We start from the raw sequence: 11,035 nt of genomic DNA, 5'->3' as shown, positions 1-11,035 counted from the left end.
AAACTATTTCACGGCGCCGAACGTCAGGCCCTGCACCAACTGCTTCTGACACAACCAGCCGAACGCGACGATGGGCGCGCAGGCCAGCGTGGAAGCCGCCGAAAGCTTGGCCCAGAACAGGCCTTCCGGACTGGAGTATGAGGCGATCATGGCGGTCAGCGTGCCGGCGTCCGCCGCAGTCAGGTTGAGAGACCAGAACGCCTCGTTCCAGCACAGCACGATGGATAACAGGCCGGTGGAGGCGATGCCGCCCCAGGCCAGCGGCATGACGATTTTCACCACCTCGCCCATGGGGCTGGCCCCGTCCATCCTGCAGGCTTCCAGGATTTCCCTGGGGATGTCTTTAAAGTAAGAAAACAGCATCCACACCACGATGGGCAGGTTCATCATGGTGAAAATGATGATCAGACCAATACGCGTATCGAGCAGCCCGTAATCACGGAACAGAATGTAAATCGGCACCAATACGCCCACCGCCGGCAGCATCTTGGTAGACAACATCCACAGCAACAGATCCTTGGTGCGCTTTCCGGGATAAAACGCCATGGCGTAAGCGCCGGGAATGGCGATCAGCAGCGCCAGAATAGTCGCGCCGAAGGACGTCACAATCGAGTTGATGGCGTGCTTCAGATAATCGCTGCGCTCCTGCACCAGAGAGAAGTTCTCCAGAGTCGGTTCGAACACGAATGTAGGCGGCGTGGAAATCGCCTGCAGTTCGGTTTTGAATGAGGTCAGGAACATCCACAGAATGGGGAAAAACAGCAGTAACGCGATACCCCAGGCGGAAACGCCTACGATCCAGGTTCGCACTTTATGTTTTTGCTTCAGATTCATAGCCGCCTCACACCGTTAAGTTCTTGCCGATGGCGCGAATCAGGAAAAACGCCACAATGTTGGCCAACACCACCGCAAACAGGCCGCCTGCGGACGCAATGCCCACGTCAAATTGCAGCAACGCCTGGGAATAAATCAGATACGCCAGGTTGGTGCTGTCATAGCCAGGACCGCCGCCGGTGGAAACATAAATCTCAGCGAACACCACCAGCAGAAAAATGGTTTCGATCATGATCACCACGGCGACCGGCCGCGCGAGGTGGGGAATGGTGAGATAGCGGAAAATATGCCAGCTGGTGGCGCCATCCATCCGCGCCGCTTCTTTTTGCTCGGTATCCTGGGACTGCAACGCAGTGACGAACACCAGAATCGCAAACGGCAGCCACTGCCAGCTCACCATGATGATAATGGAAAACAGGGGAGCGTCCGCCAGCCAGTCCATCGGCTCCATTCCCAGCGTTTGGGAAATCCAGGCGAAGACGCCATACACCGGGTTCATCATCATGTTTTTCCAGATCAAGGCGCTGACCGTCGGCATGACAAAAAACGGAGAGATCAACAATACCCGCACGGCGCCGCGCCCAAAGAAAGGCTGATCAATCAGGGCGGACAACGCCACGCCAAGCACCACAGTGATAGCCAGCACCGATCCCAGCAGGATCAGGGTATTGTTCACCGCCGGCCAGAAGCCGGGGTCGGTGACGAAAAATTCGTAGTTCAGCAAGCCGGTAAAATTGTGCTCGCCGGGGTACAGCAGGTTATAACGGATGGTGGAGAAATATATCGTCATCGCCAGGGGCACGATCATCCACAACAACAGTGAGATGACGGACGGAGCGAGTAACGTTCGCGTTACAGCACGTTGCATCGAAATACTCTCTGGTAACTGGGTTCTTAAGATCCGAAGACGGCTTCGCGGTTGGAGTCGCCGCCCGCAGCCCGCCGTGAATGCCCATAAACACGGCGGCGCAGGCGGCCTATCTCATGTCGCGAAGTGCGGATCAGTAATAGCCGGACTGACGCATCTGACGATCCGCCGATACATTGGCGGACTGCAGCGCTTTTTCAACGGACACGCTGCCCGTCAACGCCCCGGTCAACATCTGCCCGGTCGCCATGCCAATCGCCTGAAACTCGGGAATGGCTGCGAACTGCACGCCGATATAGGGCGACGGCTCCAGAGTGTTGTCTTCCGGATTAGCGGAGTTAATGGCCTTGAGTTCCGCTGATGCGAATACCGCCGCTTTCAGGAACTCAGGGTTTTCATAGGTGCTGGTGCGTGTTCCGGTGGGAACCGAGCCCCATCCCTGAGTATCCGCCACCAGTTGGATATAGTCCTTGGAAGTGGCCCAGGTGACGAACTTCTGCGCTGCTTCAGCATGCTTGGTCGCGGCGGGAATAGCGAGCGACCATGCCCACAACCAGTTGGCGCCCTTATCGGTCACAGCGACGGGTGATTGAGCGAAGGCGACTTTATCCGCAACCTTACTCTGTTTGGGATCGCTGACGAATGACGCAGCAATAGTGGCGTCGATCCAGATGCCGCACTTGCCTTCATTGAACAGCGCCAGGATCTCGTTAAAGCTGTTAGAGCTGGAGCCCGGCGGGCCGTAGTTCTTCAGCAGATCGACATAGAAGCTGACGGCGTGAGTCCAGGCTGGAGTGGTCAGCTGCGGTTTCCACTTTTCATCAAACCAGCGCGCGCCAAATGAATTGGCCATGGTGGAGATGAACGCCATGTTGTCGCCCCATCCGGATTTGCCGCGCAGGCAGATGCCGTAGACGCCATCCTTGGGCTTATGCAACGCCGCGGCAACGTCTCTGATATGGCCCCAGGTGGGTCGGTCTTCGATAGTCATGCCCGCTTTTTCCACCAGGTCCTTGCGGTACATGATCATGGAGCTTTCGCCGTAAAAAGGCGCCGCATAGAGTTTGCCGTCAACGGACAGTCCTTTACGAACCGCCGGTAGAATATCGTCCACATCATAGGACGCGTCGGTGTTGATTTCCTTCAACCAACCGCGTTTGCCCCAGATCGGCGTTTCGTACATGCCGATGGTCATCACATCGTACAAGCCGCTCTTATTGGCGATGTCCTGCGTGACGTTCTGGCGCAACACGCCTTCTTCAAGCGTCACCCATTTCAATTTGATGTCTGGGTTGGCCTTTTCGAAATGGCTGCTCAGCTTCTGCATTTCGATCATGTGGCCGTTGTTGACGGTAGCGATTGTGATTTCCTCAACCGCTGACGCGAGAGATGAGATCCCCAGGGAAATGGTCGCCGCCGAAACCAGCGCAGCGCGGGATAGAAACTTCATAGGTTACCTCCGAAGAAGTGTTATTTTTATATTCAAAGGGGGCCTTAATGACTTAAAGCAGAATTACTATGCGTCAATCCAGTTTCCAACTCTAATACCTACCATCGAAAAAATTATACTTTTTTGACAAAATTTCCATGAAATCGGGATAATTTTGTAAATTCAGTACATATATAACGTAGTTCTTCAGGGAATCGGCAAAGTCAGCCGGCGTTGCATAGCGTTTCTTTACTGCAGCCTAGGGTACACCCCAGGTGGCGTGCGGTGATGAGCGTCTATTATGTTTCTGCATCCGGCGCCGACCGGATGCGACAGCGACGCTCAACGCTGACCGAGCCGATTGAGGGAGTTGGAAGAAGACAATGACAAAAGTGGCGGGAAAAATCTGTGGCGTTGGTTGGGAGCTCACTCTGTATTCAGTGAGCGAGTTTGAGGAACGCGCCACCTATCAGGATATCGCACGGCTCACCCGCTTCAAGCTGGTGTACGCCAACGATAATATCGAAGAGGAAGTCTGCGATATTGCGGACCTGAACAATCTGCTGATTCAAAATGGCGTATTCGTCAGCCATTTTTCGCCGTCACAAGCCAAAGGCATGGCGGAAATACTTTGCAAACTCAATCATATGGGAGAGCTGGTGTGCGCCGACTCGCCCTACTGGGCCGGTGTTGAGGCCTACACCGGCCATGGCCCTGACGACATATCCCCACAAGTCGCCTCGGAGTCGATCAGTTTCGTCGTATTCCGTTCCTATCTGATGTTCAAGCGCCACGGGTTCTTCCTGGCCCGGGTGTCAGCTCAGGATATGTCGAAATATGAGTTATGCTGTTTATCAGAACAAACACGCCATTCATTTATGAGACCTGCATTTTCTGGAAGAAAGAATGAATAATCCCATACTGACGCGAGACGATCTGCTGGGCGGCAAGCTGGCGGAAATCATGAGCTACTACATGCTGCAGCAGGACGCGGACAGAAAGGACTTCTTAAACATCGCCCGCAAGCAAAAAGGTAAATTCGAGGACAAAGCCAAACGCGTAGAGGCGCTTTTCGGCTATCCCGTCCCCGCTGAAGTTATCGAAGCCGAAGAGTGTATGACCGCTTACAACAGGTACAGTGGCGTCGCCCAAGACGTCTGGATGCTTGCTGGCGAAATGATGAGCCAGCCTGGCAAAGTCAGCGCCAAGGACATCGCCACCTCTCTCCGTGACTTCAAACTGATTATGCGGCTGCTCACCGGGCTCGAAATTATCGGCCGAGACCCCTGCGGCGATACCTGCTTTCTCAACATGCTCCCCTCTCCTCTCGGTACGGCCCGAGTGATCGTTTATGATCACGAAACCGGAGAGCCATCCTCCGAAGAGTACTTCTCCATCGCCGACTTCATCGCAGACCGTTGGGAGGAGGACTGCCTTAGAGAGCCGGACGACGATGACATGGATGATGAGGACGAAGGTGATGATGAAGAGGATGAAGATGAGTACGAGGAAGACTTCCAGGAAGAAGAATGGTTCAGCAAACACTCCGACGCCGCCAAACAAGCCATTGAAGACTTCAACGCCTTCGCCGAAGCGGAAATAGACCAGCGCCCTTACTACCACGACCCCAAACAATTATTCAGCCGCACAGACTGGCTGCATGGCCATCCCTCCGGCCGGCCCACTTACGCCTTCGCCTCCAAAATGGATCAAGCCCCTACATTTGATGTGTACGAGCAGGAGAAACCATTACTCGATAAAGAACCAGCGCTGGCGAACTATTGGATGCTCGCGCATTTCTTTCTGGGTAATCATTCCGCCTGTCGCGACACGATTAACCAGGTCAAACAGGCCAATGCCCTGGGAAGCATTACGCAAGCGCTGGCGGAAGCCCTGGATGAGACACTGACCTCACTGGAAACCAAGCCGGATTCCGCAACGTTCGGACGTCTTGACCATCAAAAAATAACGGACCTGATAAGCCAGACTCAAGCCAATTGCTCCCCGGAGCACCTAGAGCCAAAGCATCGCACAGCATTGCTGGAAGCCAGAGGCGAAACTCAGATAAAACGATTAAAGCCCGAAGAATGCCAACAGCGTCTCACCAACGGCGTCGACCCGCTTAGTCTGATAGAAGAATACCCCGATGACGTCGCAACACACGACTTAGCGCTGGCCGCCCTGGGAGAACAAGACAGTGAATTCAATAAAATAGTCACCGCCTATTTCAAAGAGCGCACTGGAGACGCGTTTAATGAGTGGCCCTACGAGTGGCAGCCAGAGCTTATAGACAAGCGCTTGTCACAGCCTTTGGCCGCTGCGTTTAAATCCGGGTTGAAGTACGACGCAGATCATAAAAAAGCTTACTCAGGCATCACCCTGACTCTTGGTAAGTATGACGACGACAACGCAATGGCTGCGCTGGAAGCGGCAGTATCACAACTGCCTCCGGACGATGATCGCCTTGAGTATGTCATTCAATGCTTGCAGGACAGCCAGCATCCCCGTCGCAACGAAATGATGGGCAAAGCCGCCTGGCGACTGTTCGATATTCTGGATGTCGCGTTGAAAAATCAGCAGGAGCAGGCCCAGCAGCGCAGAGAGGAAGGCCCGACGCTGGATAATATGATCAATGTGGAAAACCATTATCTAACGGCGGCGCATATATTTTTGCAGGAAGACTCCAGTGAAGCCTTACAGGTCGCCGACAAGCTTCTCGGTAACCGTGAGCATTTCAGGTTGTTCAAGCACATATTGGGAGACGCCTTCAGGCTCGCCGGGAACCACGACCTGACAGAGCACGTGGAATTCGCTAAATATTACGTAACGCGCGTCGCAGCGATTGAAGTTAACGATACTGAAATGACCATCGAAGACCTCACACTGCTGAACTATATTGAGGCCGCCATCGCCTGGTGCAAGTTAGATCCCAAAGCGGCCAAAGCCACCGCTAAAAAACTATTTAAACGTAAAACTGAGAGTGCGTATTTCGACCTGGAAATCAAATCCGGGCAGCTCTACGCCTTGCTGGAGGATGATAAAGATAACGCTGAATTATTGAACTGGGCGCGTCGGCTGCTGGGCAATCGCAGTAACGCCACGCGTATTTGCGGCCCCTTGCGCGCAGCGGGGGAGCTTAAGCTGACGTCGCTGATGGAGGACGTCCGTTATCACCTTTATTCTGCTTACAACAACTTATTTCCTGAACAAGTTCTACTCAAAGAAATCGCCTGGGACAGTTATCGCGCCCTCAATAAAGATGGCGTCGAGGCCCCTGCTCAAAGGAAGAAAGACCAGTTCGCCAGTTATGTCGATGTGGACAAGCTCGTTGACGCCCTGGGTCATCCCGAGAGACACGATCTGAACCATGTATGCAAGCGCATCTACAAGGAAAACCACACCTCTCCGGAAGCCATACCTGCTTTATCCAAATATTTAACAGACCTGTTGCAATACAGTGCTGACGACAGCGATAGAGTCGAAGCAAGGGAAGGACTGCGCGCCTTGCGCATTCAGGGAGTAAACGCTCAGCCTGTATTGGCGAGCCTCCTGCAACTGGAGCATATGGCGACGGACCATTTCAACTCGATTCTCTACACCATGCGTTTCGTCGAGCCTGAAGCCAGCTTACGCGAGTGGTTATACGGCGCAGACTTAACTGAGCTGTTGGCGCAACTCGCCAAACCTGCTCCCCGTTTTCTACCCTGGCTGGATGTAATTGCCGCACGCGCCATCGCCCTTAATCAAAATCAGGATTCGGAGCCGTTGATCAATGCGCTCTCTCAAGCGATGGATCACCGCTTGTCATTTCCCCTGGGGGACTGGAGCGATGAAGAACCGACACTGATCAGGCTGCCGCAGATCCTGTCGCGGTTCAAAGGCGATAAACGCATAGATAGCAGTTTAAAGAAATTCAAGCGCTGTATAGACAAGGCGGATCTGTACCCTCTCAATGCCAGCAGCCTATCCCGCCGCCGCGCCATGCCCGATGCAAATGCGTTCCAAGTCAGCAAAGGCGAAACCATCCGTTTCAAGCAGCCTATTAAAGGCCCCGACGATGACGAAGCCATCTACACCCTGACGATTACCCCCACCAGCAACAGCGTCATGTTTGAGTGCGGCGTGCACAATCTCTACTTCCGCACCTGTATGGAGGACGAGGAGTTGAAGAGCGCGGGACAGATCCCCGTCCAGAATGAAAACGCCGCGCTATCACTGGCGCAATCCATGGCGTTTGAGGCCATGATTCTTGGCTACAGTCAGGAAAAAACAGCGCCTAAAAAAGCGCATAAACGCAGCAAGTAGACTCTTTCATCATTAAGGCGCGTCCCACCGCGCCTTTCAAATCGATATCAGCAAACAGCAAAAGCCAGTCCCACAGAAAAACAGCAACCCGGATAAAACATGAATAATCCCATACTGACGCGCAACGAGCTGCTGGGCGGCAGGCTCGCAGAGATCATGAGCTACTACATGCTGCATCAGGACGCGGATAGAAAGGACTTCCTAGACATCGCCCAGAGACAAAAAGGCCACTTCCACGACAGTGCGAAGGAAACGACAGCTTTGTTTGGCCACCCTGTCCCCGACGAAGTCATTGAGTTGACGGAGTGCCTGGAAGCCTACCATCGCCATAGCGACGCCATTCTTGATACCTGGGTGCTGGAGGGTGAGCCGTTAGGTCACCCCCAAAGTATCAGCCCTGAGGTTATCGCAGCCTCGCTGTCCGATTTTGAGATGATTTTGCGCCTGCTAACCGGTATGGCGATGTTGGGTGAAGATCCCAGCGGAGACGCTTGCTTCGTCAATATGTTGCCGTCTCCCTTGGGAACAGCCCGCGTGATTATCTTTGACCACGAGTGCGGCGAGCCCTCCGAGGAGGAGTATTACTCAATCGCAGACTTCATCGTCAACCGCTGGCCGGAAGGCCCGCACATCTCAGAATCCGGTGAAGAGGAGGAATGGGTCTGTAAACATTCCGACGCCGCCTTGCATGCGATTGAGGACTTTAACGCCTTCGCCGAAGCGGAGATCAAGCAGCGCCCCTATTACCACGATCCCAGGCAACTATTCACCCGCACGGAGTGGATGCATGGCCATCCTTCCGGCGAACCCACCTACGCCTACGCCGCTAAAATGGACAAGGCGCCGGCCTTTGATGTTTACGAACAAGAGAAGCCATTGCTTTCTCAGGAACCCGCGCTGGCGACCTACTGGATGCTCGCGCATTTCTTTCTTGGCAATCACAGCGCTTGCCGCGAAACCATCAATCTGGTCAAGCATGCCAGCGCCTTGGGCGCCATCATCCAGGCCATCGCAGAGGCATTAAGCAAGACGCTAGCGGCCTTGGAGCAAAAAACCGGCTCGGTAAGATTCGGAAGCCTGAACCGTAAAAAAATAAACAACCTGATAGCCCAGACTCAGGCCAATTGCGCGCCGGAGCAGCTTGAACCCAGCTTACGCGCCGCGCTGCTCAAGGCCGGAGGCGAAACCCAGTCCAAACGGCTAACTCCGAAGGCTTTCCAAGAGCAAATAGAAAAAGGCGCAGATCCGTTGGCGTTAATAGCGGAGTACCCCGACGACGTCGCCATGCATGACCTGGCGTTGAAAGCGATCGCCGCCAAGGACGAAAGTTTCGCCAAAATTGTCAAAGCCTACTTCAGCGAAAGAACGGATTACGCCCATAACGAATGGCCATACAGTTGGCGTCCAGATATGCTGGATTCACGCCTGTCGCTGCCCATCGCCGCCGCCTTCCGCTCAGGACTGAAGTTCGATGTTGAGAACAAGAAAGCCTATCCCGGCATTACCCTGACGCTCGGCAAATACGACGATGACAACGCCCTTTCCGCATTGGAAGCCGCCGTACTACAACTGCGTCCAGAGGATGATCGTCTGGAGTATGTCGTTCAATGCCTCCACAGCAGCAAGCATCCTCGCCGTAATGAGGTTCTGCAAAAAGCCGCCTGGCGACTGTTCGATATACTGGAAGTCGCCCGCAAGAACGAAGAAGCCCTTTCACAGAAACGCAAAAAGGAAGGGCTGACCTTGAGCAACATGTCAGACATAGAGAACCACTATCTGGCGGCGGTGCATTGGGTATTGAAAGAACGCATGCCGGCCGCCGAGCAGATTGCAGAAAAAATCCTCGGCTTTCGCGACCTCCCGACATTATTCAAGCGCGCCTTCGGCGACGCTCTGCAAGTAGTTGGCGATCTAGGGTTACAGCAGCACACCGGGTTTATCGCCGACTACGTAACTCGCATTACCCACCTTGACGTTGATGACGCAAACAGCTTCTTAAGAGAGTTCACACTGGTGAGATACACCGAAGCCGTCATCGCCTGGGCCAAACTGGACCCGAATGCGGCGATTCAAGCAGCGAAGTCACTGTTTGAGAGAAAAACCATCGCCCCCTACTACGACCTGGATATCAAATCCGGGCTGCTCTACCCCTTGCTGAAAGATGATCCACAGAACGCACATTGGCGGGAGTGGACACGCCGATTGCTGGGAAATCGTAATAATAACCCCAGAATCTACGGCCCTCTACGAGCTATCGCCGAACTCAAGCTGACAGGTTTTGAAGCAGACATCCGCTACCACATATATTCAGAAGCCAGTATTTTCGAAATTGCACACGCCATCATCAAAGAAACCGCCAGAGAGGCACTATACGCTCTCGGCGTCGCTCCTGAAGCGTTGCCTGAATTTGATGATGAAGACGAGTATGCGACGGATGTGGAGCCGGAAGATCTCCCTGATGCCTTCAAGCACCCTGAAAAATACCTTCCTGAAAGTGTCTGTGAGCGGATTATAAAGGAAGAGTATCGCCACCCTGAGGCCATTGCAGCGCTGTCCTCCTACCTCAAAGAGATGCTGCAGTACAGCATTGATGAGAAAAGCTCCCCCGATGCGTGGAAGGGACTATTAGCATTGCGAATACAGGGAGTTGGGGCTTTGCCTGTATTCGCAGCGCTGATGGAGTTACCCCATATAAAACCTTCGCAGATATCCAAGATCCTCTACCTTATGCGCACCATAGAGCCTGAGGCTGATATCAGGCATTGGCTATATCAAGCAACGGAAGTGGAAATTCTCACCCAGCTACATAACGTAGAGCCGCGCTTTATGCCCTGGTTAGATCTGCTAGCGGCGCGGGCCTGGACACTTAGCGGCGACAAGCCCGCCACCATCTCCGCACTCTGCGCCGCAACTGCGTTCCGGACCCGGGGTTTACCGGGGGGAAAACAGTGCAACGAAGAGCCTATTTTGCGACGCTTACCGCGCATTCTCGCTATTGCAAATACACCTCAAAGCCTGGATTGCCTACAGCGTCTGGACCAGATTGCCCGCTCAGGACACGAATACGGCGACTACAAGCCCATGGATCTGGAGGCTTTAGCCACAAGCAGAGAGCAGTTACCGCCTTTGCACGCCATTTCAGTATCCCAAGAGGAAACCATATGTTTGCAGCAGAGCATGCGTGACGAGGTCAATGGGCCTTTTCATCATCTTAACCTCAAGATAAGCCATACCAGCGTCTTATTCGAATGCTCACTCACGGGCCTCCACTTACATGGCGTTCCTCAAGAAAGAGAAAGCCGGGCTCAAATCGACTGCGCTTCCGAAGCTGAAGCGATCCATCTGGCGAAGTCCATCATTCTGGAGTCTTTGATCCTTGGTTACCATATAGAGAAAAAATGATCCTGAAACCACACCATGGGGGTCGCTAGAATTGAGAGAAACGTCCCCATTCATTGCCGCACGGCTCTCACCCGGATAAAACAATACGCTGTCTGCGCCGAAGCAGCTCAATAAACAACCCTGCCCGGCGCTCCCTAATCCACGCTAAACCTTTGCTTTATACCGGATTTCCCATTGACCTAAACCACATTAAAAGA

Annotated in this window: 6 protein-coding genes; 3 read left to right on the top strand and 3 right to left on the bottom strand. The window is 53.7% G+C overall.

The annotated features are described in order from the left end of the window. Positions 1-3: 3 nt before the first annotated feature. From AC2IBB_RS07300 to AC2IBB_RS07290, 3 genes are all read right to left on the bottom strand, one after another. Positions 4-834: a carbohydrate ABC transporter permease gene (locus tag AC2IBB_RS07300; RefSeq protein WP_486332233.1), complete on the bottom strand. Its 831-nt coding sequence runs from the start codon at positions 832-834 to the stop codon at positions 4-6. Between the two features lie 7 nt (positions 835-841). Beyond that, a complete protein-coding gene (locus tag AC2IBB_RS07295; protein ID WP_486332232.1) occupies positions 842-1,702 on the bottom strand; it encodes a carbohydrate ABC transporter permease in 861 nt (286 codons plus the stop codon). A 133-nt stretch (positions 1,703-1,835) separates the two neighbouring features. After that, positions 1,836-3,152: an ABC transporter substrate-binding protein gene (locus tag AC2IBB_RS07290; protein ID WP_486332231.1), complete on the bottom strand. Its 1,317-nt coding sequence runs from the start codon at positions 3,150-3,152 to the stop codon at positions 1,836-1,838. A 362-nt stretch (positions 3,153-3,514) separates the two neighbouring features. Here AC2IBB_RS07290 and AC2IBB_RS07285 point away from each other — a divergent pair, with 362 nt between their 5' ends. From AC2IBB_RS07285 to AC2IBB_RS07275, 3 genes are all read left to right on the top strand, one after another. Further along, a complete protein-coding gene (locus AC2IBB_RS07285) occupies positions 3,515-4,045 on the top strand; it encodes a hypothetical protein (protein WP_486332230.1) in 531 nt (176 codons plus the stop codon). Next, positions 4,038-7,436 (top strand): hypothetical protein, encoded by a 3,399-nt coding sequence (locus AC2IBB_RS07280; RefSeq protein ID WP_486332229.1) that lies wholly within the window; start codon positions 4,038-4,040, stop codon positions 7,434-7,436. Before AC2IBB_RS07285 ends, AC2IBB_RS07280 begins: the two co-directional genes overlap by 8 nt. A 99-nt stretch (positions 7,437-7,535) precedes the next feature. Further along, positions 7,536-10,838: a hypothetical protein gene (locus tag AC2IBB_RS07275; RefSeq protein WP_486332228.1), complete on the top strand. Its 3,303-nt coding sequence runs from the start codon at positions 7,536-7,538 to the stop codon at positions 10,836-10,838. Positions 10,839-11,035 lie beyond the last annotated feature (197 nt).

Source organism: Hahella sp. NS-SX17, from assembly GCF_057367735.1.
Note: the sequence above shows the minus strand (reverse complement) of the source record. Positions and strands in the feature narration are given on the sequence as shown.

Excerpts from the sequence above, each read along its gene's own strand:
- AC2IBB_RS07300 (WP_486332233.1), bottom strand. The coding sequence starts at position 834 with ATGAATCTGAAGCAAAAACATAAAGTGCGAACCTGGATCGTAGGCGTT.
- AC2IBB_RS07295 (WP_486332232.1), bottom strand. The coding sequence starts at position 1,702 with ATGCAACGTGCTGTAACGCGAACGTTACTCGCTCCGTCCGTCATCTCA.
- AC2IBB_RS07290 (WP_486332231.1), bottom strand. The coding sequence starts at position 3,152 with ATGAAGTTTCTATCCCGCGCTGCGCTGGTTTCGGCGGCGACCATTTCC.
- AC2IBB_RS07285 (WP_486332230.1), top strand. The coding sequence starts at position 3,515 with ATGACAAAAGTGGCGGGAAAAATCTGTGGCGTTGGTTGGGAGCTCACT.
- AC2IBB_RS07280 (WP_486332229.1), top strand. The coding sequence starts at position 4,038 with ATGAATAATCCCATACTGACGCGAGACGATCTGCTGGGCGGCAAGCTG.
- AC2IBB_RS07275 (WP_486332228.1), top strand. The coding sequence starts at position 7,536 with ATGAATAATCCCATACTGACGCGCAACGAGCTGCTGGGCGGCAGGCTC.